Annotated in this window: 14 protein-coding genes; 7 read left to right on the top strand and 7 right to left on the bottom strand. The window is 71.1% G+C overall.

Annotated elements, in window-relative coordinates; all coding sequences use genetic code 11:
* Positions 1 to 71: 71 nt before the first annotated feature.
* Positions 72 to 1,487, bottom strand: a complete 1,416-nt coding sequence (locus tag IEY17_RS02075) for an L-fucose/L-arabinose isomerase family protein (protein ID WP_188984774.1) — start codon at positions 1,485 to 1,487, stop codon at positions 72 to 74.
* A gap of 227 nt (positions 1,488 to 1,714) precedes the next feature.
* Between IEY17_RS02075 and IEY17_RS02070 the strand changes: the two genes are divergently transcribed.
* Entirely contained in the window at positions 1,715 to 2,710 is a 996-nt protein-coding gene (locus IEY17_RS02070) for a LacI family DNA-binding transcriptional regulator (protein ID WP_188984772.1), read from the top strand.
* Positions 2,711 to 2,794: 84 nt separating this feature from the next.
* Here the strand turns inward: IEY17_RS02070 and IEY17_RS02065 are convergent, their stop codons facing one another.
* The 4 genes from IEY17_RS02065 to IEY17_RS02050 form a co-directional block, all read right to left on the bottom strand.
* Entirely contained in the window at positions 2,795 to 5,128 is a 2,334-nt protein-coding gene (locus IEY17_RS02065) for a glycoside hydrolase family 172 protein (RefSeq protein WP_188984770.1), read from the bottom strand.
* 379 nt (positions 5,129 to 5,507) lie between these two features.
* Positions 5,508 to 6,512 carry a substrate-binding domain-containing protein gene (locus IEY17_RS02060; protein ID WP_188984768.1) on the bottom strand — a complete coding sequence of 335 codons (1,005 nt, stop codon included), beginning with the start codon at positions 6,510 to 6,512 and terminating at the stop codon, positions 5,508 to 5,510.
* Between the two features lie 23 nt (positions 6,513 to 6,535).
* Positions 6,536 to 7,579, bottom strand: coding sequence for an ABC transporter permease (locus IEY17_RS02055; protein WP_188984766.1), 1,044 nt, complete (start codon positions 7,577 to 7,579; stop codon positions 6,536 to 6,538).
* Entirely contained in the window at positions 7,576 to 9,162 is a 1,587-nt protein-coding gene (locus IEY17_RS02050) for a sugar ABC transporter ATP-binding protein (protein ID WP_188984764.1), read from the bottom strand. Before IEY17_RS02050 ends, IEY17_RS02055 begins: the two co-directional genes overlap by 4 nt.
* 239 nt (positions 9,163 to 9,401) lie before the next feature.
* Between IEY17_RS02050 and IEY17_RS02045 the strand changes: the two genes are divergently transcribed.
* On the top strand, positions 9,402 to 10,313 hold the full coding sequence (locus IEY17_RS02045) for a DUF6542 domain-containing protein (RefSeq protein WP_188984762.1): 912 nt from the start codon (positions 9,402 to 9,404) through the stop codon (positions 10,311 to 10,313).
* Positions 10,314 to 10,360: 47 nt separating this feature from the next.
* Here IEY17_RS02045 and IEY17_RS02040 read toward each other — a convergent pair whose 3' ends face one another.
* A complete protein-coding gene (locus IEY17_RS02040; protein WP_188984760.1) occupies positions 10,361 to 11,380 on the bottom strand; it encodes a 4-hydroxy-3-methylbut-2-enyl diphosphate reductase in 1,020 nt (339 codons plus the stop codon).
* A 124-nt stretch (positions 11,381 to 11,504) separates the two neighbouring features.
* Here IEY17_RS02040 and IEY17_RS02035 point away from each other — a divergent pair, with 124 nt between their 5' ends.
* From IEY17_RS02035 to IEY17_RS02020, 4 genes are all read left to right on the top strand, one after another.
* Complete coding sequence (locus IEY17_RS02035) at positions 11,505 to 11,960, top strand: lipid droplet-associated protein (protein ID WP_188984758.1); 456 nt, start codon at positions 11,505 to 11,507, stop codon at positions 11,958 to 11,960.
* Between the two features lie 109 nt (positions 11,961 to 12,069).
* Positions 12,070 to 13,260 carry an exodeoxyribonuclease VII large subunit gene (gene xseA, locus IEY17_RS02030; RefSeq protein WP_373289828.1) on the top strand — a complete coding sequence of 397 codons (1,191 nt, stop codon included), beginning with the start codon at positions 12,070 to 12,072 and terminating at the stop codon, positions 13,258 to 13,260.
* A 14-nt stretch (positions 13,261 to 13,274) separates the two neighbouring features.
* A complete protein-coding gene (locus IEY17_RS02025) occupies positions 13,275 to 13,697 on the top strand; it encodes a hypothetical protein (RefSeq protein WP_188984756.1) in 423 nt (140 codons plus the stop codon).
* Positions 13,698 to 13,732: 35 nt separating this feature from the next.
* A complete protein-coding gene (locus tag IEY17_RS02020; protein ID WP_373289834.1) occupies positions 13,733 to 13,948 on the top strand; it encodes an exodeoxyribonuclease VII small subunit in 216 nt (71 codons plus the stop codon).
* A 56-nt stretch (positions 13,949 to 14,004) separates the two neighbouring features.
* Here IEY17_RS02020 and IEY17_RS02015 read toward each other — a convergent pair whose 3' ends face one another.
* Complete coding sequence (locus IEY17_RS02015) at positions 14,005 to 14,598, bottom strand: DUF4245 domain-containing protein (protein WP_188984752.1); 594 nt, start codon at positions 14,596 to 14,598, stop codon at positions 14,005 to 14,007.
* A gap of 181 nt (positions 14,599 to 14,779) precedes the next feature.
* Here IEY17_RS02015 and glpX point away from each other — a divergent pair, with 181 nt between their 5' ends.
* Positions 14,780 to 15,820, top strand: coding sequence for a class II fructose-bisphosphatase (gene glpX, locus IEY17_RS02010; protein ID WP_188984750.1), 1,041 nt, complete (start codon positions 14,780 to 14,782; stop codon positions 15,818 to 15,820).
* The last annotated feature ends 294 nt before the right edge of the window (positions 15,821 to 16,114 follow it).

Raw genomic sequence — 16,114 nt, 5'->3', positions numbered from 1 at the left:
GGGCGGACACCCCGCGGATCGGGAGCCCGGCCGAGAAGGCGTCCGGGGTTCGGCGCGCCCTGCCGGTTCGGTCAGCCGCGGGTCCACTCCTCGAGCCGGACGCCGAGCTGCTCGGCGACCGCACGCAGGGCCGGGCGGTGGTCGCCGGGGACCGCGTGGATGTGGTTGGCGCCGAACCGCGACAAGAACAGCTCGCCCGGCGCGTCCAGCCGCGCGAAGGCGTGCGGCCATTCCGGGGTGGACTGGTTCATCAGCGTCTGGTTCGTCTCGTCGTCGTAACTCTCGAACTCGCCGAGCATCAGCTGCAGCCGGTACTCACCGTCCTCGCGGGTGAACCGCCCCAGGGTCATCTGGCCCGGTGCGGCGATGTGCTGTACCGACGCGCCGCCGGCCGGGAAGAAGAACACCTCCGGGTAGAAGTTGACCTTCGCCAGGTTCTCCGCCGGGTCGTCGCTGCGCGCGGCGTACCAGGTGGCGTGCTGGCCGGAGTTGCACAGGTCCCAGATGTCGCGGTCGGCGTGGTAGTGCCGCACGTCGGCGAACAGCACCGGCGTGCCCGCCACGGCCTTGAAGATCTGCATGGTCAGCGCGCCGTCCATGTCCGCCTCGGTGGCGCAGACGTGCGGTTCCTTCGGCCCGTTCCAGTCGTAGGGGTCGTTGAGGAACGCCTCGGTGACGTCCATGGTGGCGAAGTTCTCGGTCAGCTCGGGCTGCGCCTTGATGCCGGAGAAGTCGAGGTTGCGCTCCGCGATGATGTCCCGGATCGCCAGGTAGGAGCGGATCTGGCGCTCCAGTAGTTCCGGCGTCAGCTTCGTGCCGTCGTAGTGCACCCCGGCGGCGTGCTGCTCGATCCACTCGCGGGCCTTGCGTGCCTCGGCAGCGTCGGCCTTCTCGGCGCGCAGCACCAGCTCGTACTGGTCGATCTCCTCGACGTCGATGCCGAACCTGCGCATCCACTGGTCGGTGTTGGCCACCGCGGTGTTCATACCCATCGGTCGCCCGCCGAACCGGCCGAAGGTGGACCCGTGCAGGGACCGGACCGCGGCCGAGGCCGTGGCGTGCACCCCGATCGTGGCGATGAGCTCGGCGTCGTCCGGGGCGCCCCAGGCGCGGGCGTGGCGGCGGCCGATCTGGTCCAGCGCACCACCGGCGGCCAGCATGCCGACCAGCCCCGGCTCGGTGGGGTCGGTGCTGGCGACGAGCACCAGCGGCGACCGGGTCGCGTCCGCGGCGAGCATGGTGAAGTGCGGGAACGCCCACACCGAGTAGTAGAAGACCGTGACATCGACGTCGGCGGCGGCGACCTTGCGGGACACCGACGTGGCCAGCGCGTTGGTGGCCACCAGGTCATCGCCGACCACGACGTCGTGCCCGGCGCCGCGTAGCGCCGCGACCAGGGCGTCCTGTTTGGACTGGATGAAGCCGGCGTTGCGCGCGTGGACGTGGTCACGGCCGTCAGAGATGCTGATGACACCGATACGAGCCACGGTTCCTCCCAAGTTGACAGGCGGCGTTGACTGCGGAACCGGGCGGCGCGGAGTCCACGAGCGGCGCCGGTGAACTCCCCGCTGTTCGCCCGACTGGGACAGCTCGCCACGGGAGCTGTCGGAACAGGAACGCGAGCAATCGTTTTCCCGGACGCTATTCTGGCAGGACACGGGCTGTCAAGGCAGGCGGTCCGCCATCACTCGGGAAGAGGTCACGAGGAGGAGCGGTGGCGACGATCAGTGACGTGGCGTCCCGCGCCGGGGTGTCCACCGCGACGGTGTCCCGCGCGCTCAACGGCAAGAGCTCCGTCGACCCGGAGCTCGCGGCGCGGGTGCTGGCCGCCGCCGCCGAGCTCGGGTACCGGCCCAACGGACCGGCCCGCAACCTGCGCAGGCAGGAAACCGCGGTGCTGGCCCTGATCATCTCGGACGTGGAGAACCCCTTCTTCACCGCGATCGCCCGCGGAGTGGAGGACGTCGCGCACGCCGCAGGCTACTCGGTGGTGCTGTGCAACTCCGACGACGAGCCGGACAAGGAGCACGAGTACATCGACGTGGCGCTGCAGGAGCGGATGGCCGGGGTGTTGCTGTCGCCGACCGGCCGCGGGGACAGCGCCGAACTGCTCAGCCGCAACCGGACCCCGGTGGTGGCGGTGGACCGGCCGCTGCCGAACTCGACGGGCGACACAGTGCTGGTGGACAGCAGGCTGGCCGCCCGGCAGGCCACCGAGCACCTGGCCGAGCAGGGCTACCGCCGGATCGGCTGCCTCACCGGCCCCAGCGGCGTGCCCACCGCCGACGACCGCCTCGCCGGCTACCGCGACGGCCTGCGGGCGGAGCGGCTGCCGCGCTCGGACACGCTGGTGCGGCGCTCGGAGTTCAAGGCCGCGGGCGCGAAGGAGGCGGCCCGGTCGCTGCTGTCGCAGCCGGAGCCGCCGGACGCGGTGCTGGTGGCGAACAACATGATGGCGGTGGGTGTGCTGGAGGCGATGGCCGAGCTGGGTGTGCGCCCGGGGCGGGACGTCGGCGTGGTGGCCTTCGACGACGCGCCGTGGACCACGCTGCTCGACCCGCCGCTGACGGTCGTGGCACAGCCCGCCTACGACATGGGTGCGGTGGCCGCGCAGCTGCTGCTGGGCCGGATCAGCGGGGAGCGCACCGAGGCGACCACGACGACCCTGTCGGCGCACCTCGTGGTGCGCGCCAGCAGCACCCGCAGCTGATCACTGATGACGGGTGCCCGGGTCAGTTATGACGGGCCCCTACACCGGGTTGCCCGGCGAAGGGCGCCCCGCACCCGGCTCGGGTCAGCGGCGGTTCTCGTGCAGGCGGATCACATCCGCCACCACCTGCTGGACGTCCGGCGGCGTGTCACCGTCGTCCTGGCCCGTCGTCTCCGGGGTGCTCGTCTCCGGCGTCTCCGGCTCGGACGGCGGTCGGCTCGGGACGACCGGTGGTGCTTCCGGCAGGTCGCGCGGCGGCTGCTCGGCAGGCGGCTGCGGCAGGCCGACCGACGGCCGGGCCCCGGCGCGCGCGCCGTACCAGTACGCCGTCGAGCTGTAGTCGCCCGGCTCGTCGTTGGCCGGGCCGTGCTCGATGCCCGCCCGCAGACCGGTGCGGAACGGCACCGCGTCGTTGATCAGGATCCGGTACGCCCCGGTGCAGTCGTACTGGCAGCCGTCGACGCTGACCTCGTGCGACGGGTTGCCGTGCAACGGCATCGAGAACGTGGTGCCCTCCCGGAAGTACCACCCGGACTCGTAGAAGTCCTCGGTGCCGGTGCCGTGCCAGGCCGGTTCCGCGGCCCCGTCGACGTAGAACCGCTCGTCGCCCTCCAGGTAGTTGCGCTGGTTCGCGGCGTAGGTCTCGACGGAGTGCTCCTCGTCGTCCCGCAGCGTGGCCGCCCCGGGCGGGATCAGCCCGCGCATGGAGTGCGTGACGCCGTAGAAGGTGCCCGCGCCCCCGGTGTCCAGGAAGTTCCAGTCCTGGCCCTGCACGGTGACCCCGCGCCGGTGGGTCGCGTGGAAGAGCCCGACGTCGTCGCCGATCTCCGCAGGAGCGCTGGTGACCTCGGCGGTCGCGCCGGTGATCGGCACCCCGCCGCCGTTGACCACCTCGATGACCGCGTGCTGCGCGAACGGCATTGGCCACCACGCGGTGTACCAGCCGTCCAGACCGGGGTCGACCGAGCTCATCAGGCTGCGCACGTCGTGCTCGCCGAGACCGGTGCCGAAGAACTCGCCGATCGGCGCGTCCACAGTGGTCTGTCCGTCGAAGGTGATGCGGATGCGGGCGGTGGACAGCAGCTCGTCGGAGGCCGCGACCTGCCCGGGGTCGTGCGGGTAGCGGGCGATGAGCTTGGACCGGGCGAAGACCGGGTTGTCGACCCGGTAGCCGTGCGCGCTCTGCTCCCCGGGGTGATCCGGCCCGAGGTCGAGCACGTCGGTGCGTACCCACTCGCCGTCGACCCGGCTGTGCACGTCGTAGCGGAACTCGTTGACGTCCAGCGAGGACGACACGAAGCGGTTGGTGATCTGCACCTCGGACTTGCCCGCGGTCAGCTCCGCGGGGACCTCGATGATCTCCACACCCCACTCGCCGGGCCGCGCCGGGCCGCTCCGCCACTGGCCGACCGGGTGGCCGTCCACGAAGACGTCGGCGACCTGGTCGGCGATCTGCGCGTCGAGCCGCCGGATCAGGCGGATGCCCTCGTTGTTCGGGTCGACGCGCATGGTGAAGGCGCTGCCGCCGGCCTGGCCGTAGGCGTAGCCGTCGTCGACCACCTGCGGGCTGGGCACCACCTGGGGCAGCCGCATGCGCAGCTGCGAGATCTGCCGCGGTCCGGTGAGCTCGGCGACGGTGACCGAGGCACCGAGCGGCAGGTCGAAGTCGCGACGGGTGGAGGTGGCACCGGACACGGCCGGTTTCGGGTCGGCCACGCCGAACCGGCGCAGCCGGTCGATCACGTCGGTGGCGGTCTCGTGCGGGTTGAAGGTCCGGACGCCGTCGGCGTTGGGGAAAACCCGGTAGTCGACGTGGTGGAAGTACGGGTTGTGCTCGACGGTCACCCGCATGGACCTGCGGAAGGGCATCGGCACCTTGATGCTCACCCCGCCCGCGGCGTCGTCGGCGTTGGCCACCAGCGGCCAGACGAACGGGGCTCCGAGCCGCCCGTCGACCACGTCGATCAACGGGGCGTCGAGCACGATCCGGCCGTCGAGCTCCACCACGATGTTGCCGGTCGCGGTGACGTCGCCCCACGGTTCGCGGGTGGACCAGATGGAGGTGATCTCGCCGGCGCCGCGGTGCTCGGCGATGACACAGCCGCGGTCGTTGATGCGCTGGCAGGAGTAGGTTCCGTTGAAGCCGTCGTTGTTACCGCCGGTGCGGTCGTAGCTGGAGGACTGCACCGACCGCTCGTCGCCACGCAGGCGGGCCAGCGCACCGAGATCGCGGTAGATCTCCCACCCGACGGGTCCGCGGGCCGCCGCGGCTGGTTGCGCGTGTGTGCGGACCGAAGAGAACCCGGCGTCGGCGACCACCGCGGCCGCCGCGAGCGACGCGACTCCCAGGTAGGCCCCGAGCCGCCGGGCGCGCCGACGACCGGTGGTCGGTGGCGGCGTTGCTGAGCGGTCTCTCATAGTGCTCGCCCTCCCCACACACCACTGTCCATGGGAGACGGTGATGCCTTGTTCCGCTGGTGGTGCGCGACTGAAAACGATGACATGTGCGTCGTCGTCGGCCCCAAGACGCAAAGATCACCGCTGCGCAGCGTAGGGCGGAATCTCCTCGAAGCCAACGAAGACGGGCGGTGTCGAGCAATCCGCTGCGCGAATTCACTCGATATGATGGTTGCCGGGCCCGTGGTCGCGAACAACCACCATCCAGGTGTTATTGCACGTTTCCGCCCGTTTCACCACTCCGCGCAACGAAAAACCCGCCAGGGCAGCATCTATCCACTGTGGACGGATGCTGCCCTGGCGGGAAGGTGGGCGGCCGCCGGGCCGGGAGGACCGGAACTCAGCTCTGGTTCAGCCTGGCGTAGACCTCGGCCGCGTTGTCCTTCGTGACCAGCTCGGTCTGCAACGTCTGGATCTTCGGCACCGGCTGGCAGTCGATCAGCAGCTTCTTGGCCGCCTCGACGGCCTCCGCGCCGCCGGTCGGGTAGAGGTTGGTGGCCTCCAACCGCCCCTCCTCCACCGCCTTGATGCCGCCGGACGGAATGGGCAGCCCATCGATGCCGACGAACTTCAGGTCGTCGCGGCCCGCCGCCTGGGCCGCCAGGTAGGCACCCTCGGCCATCGGGTCGTTCTGCGCGTACACCGCCTGGATGTCCGGGTGCGCCTTGAGCAGGGCGTCCATCTTCTGCTGCCCGACCGACCGCTCCCACTCACCGTCGGCGGTGGCCACGATCTCGATCTTCGAGCCCTGGATACCCTCCCGGAAGCCCCGCTCCCGCTCCGCCGCCGGGGTCGACCCGGACAGGCCCTTGAGCTGCACGATCTTGCCGCCCTGCGGCAGCAGCACGTTCTTGAAGTACTCCCCGGCCTGGCGCCCGATCTGGACGTTGTCGGCGCCGATGTAGGTGGTGAAGGCGTCGCCCTCCACCTTGCGGTCCAGCACGATGACCGGGATGCCCTTGCGGTACGCCTTGCGCACCACATCGGTCAGCGGCGCGGCCTCGTTCGGCGAGATCACCAGCAGGTCCACCTGCTTGGTGATGAAGTTCTCCACGTCGCTGACCTGCTTGGAGTTGTCCTTGGCGGCGTCGGCGAACTCCACCTCGAACTGCGGGACCCTGGCCGCCGCCTTGCGGATGTCGTCGTCCATCCGCACCCGGTACGGCTCGGCGAGGTTCGCCTGGCTCATCCCGATGGTGTACTTCCCGTTGGGTCCCTGGCAGTTCCTGGTGGGGTCCTGGGCCTGCGCCTGTCCGGTGTTCTCGCTGGTCGTCCCGCAACCAGCGGCGGCGAACGCGACCGCGGCGCACGCAGCTGCGAGCAAGGACCTCGTTGTCTTGCGCATCGTGCTTCCTCCCGGGTGTTGGTTCACGACGTGGGGCGCAGTCGCTGCAACGCCGCGGCCGCGACGATCACCAGACCTTTGATCAGCAGTTGCAGATCGGTGTTCACGCTGTTCAGGCTCAGGATGTTGTTGAGAATGCCGAGCAGCAGCGCACCGGCGATGGTGCCGATCACCGAACCGCGGCCACCGGCCAGGCTGGTACCGCCGACCACCACCGCGGCGATCCCGTCCAGCTCGTAGGCGATCCCGTCGTTGGGACTGCCCGCGTTGAGCTGCCCGGCGTGCACGATGCCGGCCAGCGCGGCGCAGAACCCGGCGATGCCGAAGGCGATGATCTTCACCCGGTTGACCGGCACGCCGGAGAGCCGGGCGGCCTTCTCGTTGCCGCCGATGGCGTAGAGGTGACGCGAGTACGCGCTGGTGCGCAGGAACAGGATCGCCAGCACCGCCACCGCGGCGAAGATCAGCGCCGGGATGGGCACGACGCCGCCGAAGGTCCGCTCACCAAGCAGCGAGAACAGCATCGGGGCCTGCCCCGGACCGTCGCCGTAGGAGATCTGCACCGTCTCGCCGCCGGACCACATGCGGGCCAGGCCGCGCGCGATCTGCAGGCCCGCCAGCGTCACGATGAACGCCTGTACCCCCAGCAGCGCGACGGCGGTGCCCTGCAGCAGTCCGAACAGGACGCCCGCGACGAGGACCAGGGCCACCGTGGCCCAGACCCCGAAGCCGTCCTCGACCATCAGCACGGCGGACCCGACCGCGGCCAACCCCAGCACCGATCCCACCGACAGGTCGATGCCGCCGATGAGGATCACGAAGGTCAACCCGATCGCGATGATTCCGATCTCGGAGACCGCGCGCACGATGTTGAACAGGTTGTCGCTGCTCAGAAACAGGATCTCGCCGTTCTTGCGAGGCGAGAAGATCACCGCGGCGACGAACACCGCGACCAGTCCGAAGAAGCTCTGGAAGCGGAACAGCAGCTCGGCCCTGCTGGCCCGCCCCGGCGGGGCCGCCGCCGACCCGGCGGGTTCGGCGGGCCTTTCCTCCGTCCGGTTGCTCACCTGCTACCTCCCCCGGTCTGCCGCCCGGTGCCGACCACCGGACCGGACCCGTCCGCCACCCTCTCGCCCATCGCGGCGGCCAACAATTCGGCTTCACCGACCTCAGCGGTGTCGAACTCGGCCACGCTGCGCCCGGCCCGCAGCACCACCACCCGGTGGCAGACGCCGACCAGCTCCGGCAGCTCCGAGGACGCCAGCAGCACGCCGATGCCGCGCCCGGCGATCTCGCCGAGCAGCTGGTAGATCTCCGACTTCGCGCCGATGTCCACGCCGCGGGTCGGGTCGTCGAGCAGCAGCAGCCGCGGCTCGGTCAGCAGCATCCGGCCGAAGACGACCTTCTGCTGGTTCCCGCCGGAGAGCGTGCCGACCGGGTCGGCGATCCGGCCGAGCTTGACCCGCAGCTGCGTCACGCTGCGCTCGGTCGCGGAGATCTCCTTGCCGCGCCGCACGAAACCGGCGACCCCGAGCCGGTCGAGCACCGACAGGACGGTGTTGGCCAGCACCGAGTGCCCCAGCACCAGGCCCGAGCCGCGGCGGTCCTCCGGGACGAAGGCGATGCCCTCGCGCAACGCATGGCGCGGACCCCTCGGCCGCACCGGACGGCCGTCAAGCCTGACCTCGCCCTCCCAGGTTCCCGGGGTTCCCGCGCCGAACAACGACTCCAGCAGTTCCGTGCGCCCGGAGCCGAGCAGCCCGCACAGCCCCACGATCTCCCCGCGGCGCACCACCAGGTCGATGCCGTCCGGTTCCCGCCGCCCCACCCGGGGCCGCCGCGGCCGCACCGCGAAACCGGACACGGTGAGCAGTTCGTCGCCGACGGCACCGCGCTCGGCGCGGAACAGTGTCTGCACCGACCGGCCCACCATCGCCTCGGCGGCCTGCTCGGCGGTCAGCCTGCGGGCGTCGAACTCGGCGACCTTGCGTCCGTTGCGCAGCACCGTGGCGCGGTCGGCGACCTGGCCGATCTCGTCCATCCGGTGCGAGATGTAGACGATGCCGGTGCCGCCGCGACGCAGCTCGGCGATCACCGCGAACAGCCGCTGCACCTCGGTGCTGGACAGCGCCGAGGTCGGCTCGTCCATGATCAGCACCTTCGCGTCCAGCGACAGCGCGCGGGCGATGGTGACCAACTGCTGCTCGCCGACGCGCAGGTCGCCGACCGGGCGGGCGGGGTCGAGGGCAATGCCGGTGCGCCGCAGCAGTTCCCGGGTACGGTCGGCCATCCGGCGGCGGTCCACCGCGCCGAACCGGGTACGCAGCTCACGGCCGAGGTAGAGGTTCTCGGCCACGCTCAACGCGGGCACCAGGTCGAGCTCCTGGTGGATCATCGCGATTCCGGCCTGCTGGGCGTCGGCCGGTTTGCCGAACTCCACCCGGCGACCCTCGATCGAGATCGTCCCGGCGTGGTCGGTCACGTCGCCGGAGAGCACCCTCATCAACGTGCTCTTGCCCGCGCCGTTCTCCCCCAGCAGCGCGTGCACCTCACCGGCTCGCACGGTCAGGTCCACCCCGTCACACGCCAGCACCCCGCCGTAACGCTTCGTGATGCCGGTCATCTCGACCAGCGGCGCCGCCGTGCCCATAGGACCCCCATCACGTCGTTCGCCCATCGTGAGAAAACGATTGCTCGGACGCTAAAATGGTCACGCTTCCTGTGTCAAGGTTCACACACCCGCCCCAGCGACAGGGCATCCATTCGGATGCACGAACATCACATAGCGGTCACGTTGCCACGAACCGCGAGTAACCCGACGTGGGGTAACACGCAAGTTCCTGAAGAGGGCTCTCGGCCCGAGGTACTGGACCGTTACCGTTGGGACTCGTGACCGCGATCCGCGAGAGCCAGAGCGCCCCTCCCCCCGGCAACGGCGCCCCGAGTTGGTCGGCGCGATCCGCATTCGGCGCGAATGGCGTGCCGCTGTGGGGTGCCGTGCTACTCGCCGCCGGGCCGACCGCGATCGGCACCCTGCTCGACATCATGATCTGGGGGCAGCCCGGCCTGCTGTTCAAGTCGTGCTTCTTCGTGGGCTGCGTGCTGGCCGTCCTGCTGGTCAAGCGGCGCAACGTGTTCGGGCCGATGGTGCAGCCGCCGCTGGTCCTCACGATCGTCATGCCGCTGCTTGTGCTCGCCACCGGCAGCGGCGTCGGCGAAGGCGGGGGGATGACCGCCACGCTGCTCGCCGTGATCCGCCCCCTGATCACCAGCTTCCCGATCATGGCCGGGGCCACCATCGTCGCCCTCGGCATCGGCCTCGTCCGGATGTTCGTCACCCAGAAGGCCGGCAGGCGCGGCGACGTCGCGGACAGCGACGCGGCCACCAAGAAGCGCCGCTCCGCCCCGGCCCGTAAGAAGCCGACCGAGGAACCCCGCAAGCGGCGGTCCGGCGACGAGGTCGCGAAGCGGCGGTCCGGAGACGGGATCAAGAAGCGGCGGCCGGAGGAACGCACCAGGCAGCCGCGCACCGAAGGCACGACACGCGCGCAGCGCAGCCAACCGGGCCGCGCGCAGGCCCCCGGGCGCCCGCGCAGCGGCGAGGCGCGGGCCCGCGGCGAGGGCGCTCCTGGCCGGGCGCGCGGAGCCGAAGCCCGGCCGGAGCGCGAAGGGCGCGCGGTGCCGCCGCGCCGGGGCGCAACCCCGCGGCAGGCGCAGGGTCGGCCACGACCGCCGGAGCCGCCGATGGGCGAGCCGCCCCGGCGACCCCGCAGGCCACGCCGCGACGAGCGGTTCGGCTGATCGGCAGGAAAAAGGGGCCACTCGCAGGTGGCCCCTCCTTGGTCAGATCAGCGGACGCTCCTGGGCTTGGTCGGGTTGTCGTCGAGGTCCTTGCGCAGCTCCCGCGGCAGGGCGAAGGTGACCTTCTCGTTGGCCGTGGTCACCTCGTCCACGTGGTTCCAACCGCGCTCCGCCAGGTGGTCCAGCACCTGCATGACCAGCACGTCCGGCACCGAGGCACCGCTGGTGACACCGACCGTGGTCACGCCCTCCAGCCACTGCTCGTCGATCTGGCTGGCGTAGTCGACCAGGTGCGCGTCGCCCGCGCCGGCCTGCAGGGCGACCTCGACCAGCCGCTTGGAGTTCGACGAGTTCTGCGAACCGACCACGATCACCAGGTCGCACTCGGGGGCCATCGCCTTGACCGCCTGCTGGCGGTTCGAGGTGGCGTAGCAGATGTCGTCGCTGGGCGGGGCCTGCAGGTCGGGGAACCGCTTCTTGAGCTGGTCGACCCGCTCCATGGTCTCGTCCACGCTCAGCGTGGTCTGCGACAGCCACACGACCCTGCTGGGGTCGCGCACCTGGACCTTGTCGACGTCCTCCGGCTTGTCCACCAGCTGCACCCGGTCCGGCGCCTCACCGGCGGTGCCCTCGACCTCCTCGTGGCCCTCGTGGCCGATCAGCAGGATGTCGTAGTCCTCGCGGGCGAACCGGTTGACCTCCTTGTGGACCTTGGTGACCAGCGGGCAGGTGGCGTCGATGGTGCGGAGGTTGCGGCGGGCGGCCTCGGCGTGCACCGCCGGGGACACGCCGTGCGCGGAGAACACCACGAGCGCCCCCTCGGGCACCTCGTCGGTCTCGTCCACGAAGATCACACCGCGTTCCGACAGCGTGTCCACCACGTGCCGGTTGTGCACGATCTCCTTACGCACGTAGATCGGCGGGCCGTAGGTCTCCAGGGCCTTCTCGACGGTGACCACTGCACGGTCGACACCTGCGCAGTACCCACGCGGCTTGGCCAGCAGGACCCGCTTGGTCCGCCCGGCGTCCTGATCAACGAGGTCGGTGGCCTCGGGCGAGGTCGTCATGCCCCCAGGGTACGGACCCACCCCGACGGCCTCAGCCCGCAGTGGCCGGGCGCACCGCACATCACACCGGGCGACGCGCGCGCCGGCGATGGCTTCCGGACGCCGAGTGCGGCAGGCTTGAGCCATGTCATCGTTCCCTCTGCCGGTGCGGGTCGCCGCCGGGCTCGCCGCCACCGCCGTCGAACAGGCCCGCCAGCTCCCGACCACGCTGCTCGGTCTGCCGGTCACGGTGGCCAGCCAGGCCCTGCAGGCGTCGATGCGGATCCAGCAGCAGATCACCGAGTTGGCGATCAAGGGTGACGAGGCGCTCGCCGGGCTGCGGACCCCCGAGGAGCAGCCTGCCTGGGCGACCTTCGACGAGGACGAACCGGATGTGCACGAAGAACCCCGCGTGCTGGACGAGGACCTGACGGTGCTCGCGGAGTACGACAACATGACGTTGCCGCAGCTGCGCGGCAGGCTCCGCTCGTTCTCCGAGGACGAACTGGCCCGCCTGCTCGCCCACGAGCAGGAGCACGGCCGTCGCCCCGAGTTCCTGCGGATGCTCCAGAACCGCCTGGACCGCCTCCGCAACCAGTGAACGGCCGGGTGACCCGCTCGTCACCCACCAGTGCAAGGTTCACTGAACGCTGAACGACACCCGAGGAGTGCCGCTGAGTTCCCCGACCAGTCCTGAACAACCGTGGCCGGTGCGCACCGTCGCGCGCAAGATCGCCGACTGGATCAATCGCCTCGGGTCGATCTGGGTGGAGGGGCAGATCACCCAGATCTCGCTGCGCCCCGGCGCCGCGACGGCGTTCCTGACGCTGCGCGACCCTTCCGCCGACGTGTCGCTGACGCTGACCTGCGCCGCGTCGATGCTGCGCCGGATGGACCCGCCGCTGACCGACGGCAGCCGCGTCGTGGTGCACGGCAAGCCGACGTTCTTCGTCGGCCGCGGCACCCTGAGCCTGCGCATCGACGAGATCCGCGCCGTGGGCATCGGCGAGCTGCTCGCACGCATCGAACGGCTGCGCCAGCTGCTCAAGGCGGAGGGCCTGTTCGACCCGGCCCGCAAGCGCCCGCTGCCGTTCCTGCCCAACCGCGTTGGCCTGATCACCGGCCGCGCCTCCGCCGCCGAGCACGACGTGCTGACCAACGCGCGGCTGCGCTGGCCCGCGGTGCAGTTCGAGATCCGCAACGTCGCGGTGCAGGGCTCGACCGCGGTGCCGCAGATCCTGGCGGCGCTGCAGGAGCTGGACGAGATGGCCGAGGTCGACGTGATCGTCCTGGCGCGCGGCGGCGGCAGCGTCGAGGACCTGCTGCCCTTCTCCGACGAGGCGCTGTGCCGGGCCGTCGCCGCCTGCCGGACACCGGTGGTCAGCGCGATCGGCCACGAACCCGACTCACCGCTGGTGGACCACGTGGCGGACGTGCGCTGCTCCACGCCGACCGGGGCGGGCAAGCGCGTGGTGCCGGACGTCGCCGAGGAGGCGCAGCGCATCCGCCAGCTCCGCGACCGCGCGCGCCGCGCCCTGCACGGCTGGGTCGACCGGGAGCGGCGGCTGCTCGACGCACTGCGCAGCCGCCCGGTGCTGGCCGACCCGTTCGGGCCCTTGGAGCGTCGCGCCGAGCAGGTGGGGCAGCTGCGCGACCGCGCCCGCCGCGCCATGACCACCGCGCTCAATACCGAGCGGCAGGCGCTGACCGCGACGCGATCTCGCTTGACGACCTTGGGTCCGGCGGCCACTCTGGCTCGTGGATACGCAATCGTGCAGCGCGTCGAGGACGGCGTGGACGGGGTGCTCCGGTCTGTCGACGACGCCCCACCGGGGACCCACCTGCGGGTTCGGGTCGTTGACGGTGCGGTCCACGCAGTCGTACCGGACCGAGCTGGTTGAACAGGACGGAGACAGTGCACCCGAAGCAGGAACCCTCGTTCCTCCCCCTCACCGTGGGCGTGGCCCGCTCCGCGGCCACCGGCCCGGCTCCCCGCCGGGACCAGGCCGGGGAGGTTCAGCGCTGCGCCGAAGCGGCCGACGCCACCGCCGTCGGGTGCTGGGCAGCGCTGCTGGGCGGCTGCCAGTCCGCCGAGCGCCGGGACCTGCCGTCCCGGCTGCGCGCGCTGGTGGAGGCCACCTCGGGGTACGTGGGGGCCGGGTGGTGGGCCGTGTCGACGCACCGGCGTAGGGTCGCGGAGGCGCAGTTGCGCATCAACGACGCGGTGCGCGAGGGCGACGGTGCCGAGTTCGCGGAGGCGTTCGTCGGCTACGACCAGGCGATCGCCACCGCAGTGGTGTCCGTGCAGAGCGACGTGGAGAAGAGTCCGACCCCGTGACCGCGAACGAGCAGCAGGACGAGCACTTCGACCCGGTGGCCGAGCACCCGGAGGTCGCCGAGCTGGGCTACGAGCAGGCCCGTGACCAGCTGGCCGAGGTGGTCAAGCAGTTGGAGGCAGGGGGTCTGTCGCTGGAGGACTCGCTGGCGCTGTGGGAACGCGGGGAAGCCCTCGCGGCGGTCTGCGAACGCCACCTGGCAGGTGCCCGCGAACGCGTCGAACGCGCCCTGGCCTCCGTAGAACACGACTGACCCAGCCATCCCCCAAACTCACCCGAACGCGCCCCCTCCCCCGGACACCGGTTGGGTTACGGGGTTGTGGGGGCAATGGTGGTGGCTTCGGCGAGGGTGCGGAACTCGGTCTCGTCGGCGTTGCCGGTGATCAGCAGCCGGATACCGTCCCGCTCCGACACCCAGGCGGCCTCGTCACGCACGCTCTGGTAGACGACCCACTGACGCCCGGCCGCCTCGACGGTGCCCTCGGCGTGCGGCGCCTGCCGCGTCTCGGCCGCCACCAGCTCCTCCTCGCTCGCGGTCGACTGCGCAAGCCGCAGATACCGGGCGTTCCCGGTCAGCCAGCCGACCCGCACCACCCGCGCCTTGGACGCGAGCGTGGTCACGTTGGCCGAGTTGGCCCGCCACGCCGCGGGCAGTGCGGGTTCCAGCACCGGGAAGTCCACCCGGTCGGCCGCCCGCCGCAGCTCGCCCGGCACGTCGACGGTCGGCACCGAGCCTCCCTCGGTGGACGGGCCACCGGGGTTGAACGAGCACTGCCCCACCAGGCCGGCGACCCCGAAGGCGACCAGGACCAGCGGCAGGATGGCGAACAGCATCGCCGACGGGGTCCGGGGCGGGCGGGACGGAGCCGGTTGCTGGTTGCGGGGTTCAGCCACGCCGCTCATGCTCTCACCGGCCGCGCCGCGGTCCGCCGGGCGGTGAGACCAGGAGTGGGCTGCCCCACGCGAGAGCTCCGATCACCCCGCCTATCTGCGAAGATCGGACGTAACGAGCCTGAGCGCGGGGTGGCGCCCCGGCTGACTCGGGCAGTCGAAATCCGAAGAATGCTCACCACCGGGAGGCGCGATGAGCACCAGCACTGACCGACGCCGTGAGGCACCGGACCGCAACCTCGCGATGGAACTGGTCCGCGTCACCGAGGCCGCCGCGATGGCGGCGGGCCGCTGGGTCGGTCGCGGTGACAAGAACGCCGGGGACGGCGCCGCGGTGGACGCCATGCGCAAACTCATCGGCACGGTGTCGATGCGGGGCGTCGTCGTCATCGGCGAGGGCGAGAAGGACGAGGCGCCGATGCTCTACAACGGCGAGCAGGTGGGCAACGGCGAGGGCCCGGAGTGTGACGTGGCGGTGGACCCGATCGACGGGACCACGCTGCTGAGCAAGGGCATGCCGAACGCGCTGGCGGTGCTGGCGGTGTCCGAGCGCGGCACCATGTTCGACCCCTCCGCGGTGTTCTACATGGAGAAACTGGCCGTGGGCCCGGAGGCCGCCGGGGTCGTGGACATCACCGCGCCGATCGCGGAGAACGTGCGCCGGGTGGCCAAGGCCAAGCACATCGACGTCTCGGACGTCACGGTGTGCATCCTGGACCGGCCGCGGCACGAGCAGATCGTCAAGGAGGTCCGCGAGGCCGGTGCTCGCATCCAGTTCATCTCCGACGGCGACGTCGCGGGCGCGATCGCGGCGGCGCGGCCGGACAGCGGCGTGGACATGTTGCTGGGCATCGGCGGCACCCCGGAGGGCATCATCGCCGCGTGCGCGCTCAAGTGCCTCGACGGTGAGATCCAGACCCGGCTGTGGCCGCGCGACGACGCCGAGCGGGCGAAGCTGCGCGACGCGGGCCACGACGTGAACCAGGTGCTGACCACCTCGGACCTGGTGCGCGGCGACAACATGTTCTTCTGCGCCACCGGGATCACCGACGGCGCGCTGCTCAAGGGCGTGCACTACCGCGCGAACCGGTGCACCACGCAGTCCATCGTGATGCGCTCGAAGTCCGGCACGGTGCGGGTGATCGAGGGCCTGCACAAGCTGTCGAAGCTGCGCGAGTACTCCGATGTGGACTTCGGCGAGGAGGAAACCCCGCGGCACGGCCTGCTGCCCTGAGTCCTTCGCACCTGTTCGGACACGTCAGACGCCGCCTGGCTCCGGGGCCCCCGGCCACATGTCCGGGCTGTTCTCGCCGGGCGACGTCTGAGCCCCCTGCGGGTGCCGCAGCGGCCAAAGACAAGCCCTGAAACCGGTTTCGTCCGGGAAACTGGCAAAAACTCGTGGGTTCCCGGGCGCGCGCCGAATTCGCGGCGGTGACCTGCTGTTTCGCGGCGGGTCACCGCTTTTTGGACTATCCAACCCCATCCCTTGGTGGGTCCCTCGAAGGGATGCCCCTACTTACCGTCGGTG

This window comes from Saccharopolyspora thermophila (assembly GCF_014646075.1).
GTDB lineage: Bacteria > Actinomycetota > Actinomycetes > Mycobacteriales > Pseudonocardiaceae > Saccharopolyspora > Saccharopolyspora thermophila.
This window is presented reverse-complemented; position numbering and strand designations above follow the sequence as displayed.

Bases quoted from the DNA above. Each gene is read 5' to 3' on its own strand.
- IEY17_RS02065 (WP_188984770.1), bottom strand. From the start codon at position 5,128: ATGAGAGACCGCTCAGCAACGCCGCCACCGACCACCGGTCGTCGGCGC.
- IEY17_RS02060 (WP_188984768.1), bottom strand. From the start codon at position 6,512: ATGCGCAAGACAACGAGGTCCTTGCTCGCAGCTGCGTGCGCCGCGGTC.
- IEY17_RS02050 (WP_188984764.1), bottom strand. From the start codon at position 9,162: ATGGGCACGGCGGCGCCGCTGGTCGAGATGACCGGCATCACGAAGCGT.
- IEY17_RS02040 (WP_188984760.1), bottom strand. From the start codon at position 11,380: ATGACGACCTCGCCCGAGGCCACCGACCTCGTTGATCAGGACGCCGGG.
- IEY17_RS02035 (WP_188984758.1), top strand. From the start codon at position 11,505: ATGTCATCGTTCCCTCTGCCGGTGCGGGTCGCCGCCGGGCTCGCCGCC.
- IEY17_RS02015 (WP_188984752.1), bottom strand. From the start codon at position 14,598: ATGAGCGGCGTGGCTGAACCCCGCAACCAGCAACCGGCTCCGTCCCGC.
- glpX (WP_188984750.1), top strand. From the start codon at position 14,780: ATGAGCACCAGCACTGACCGACGCCGTGAGGCACCGGACCGCAACCTC.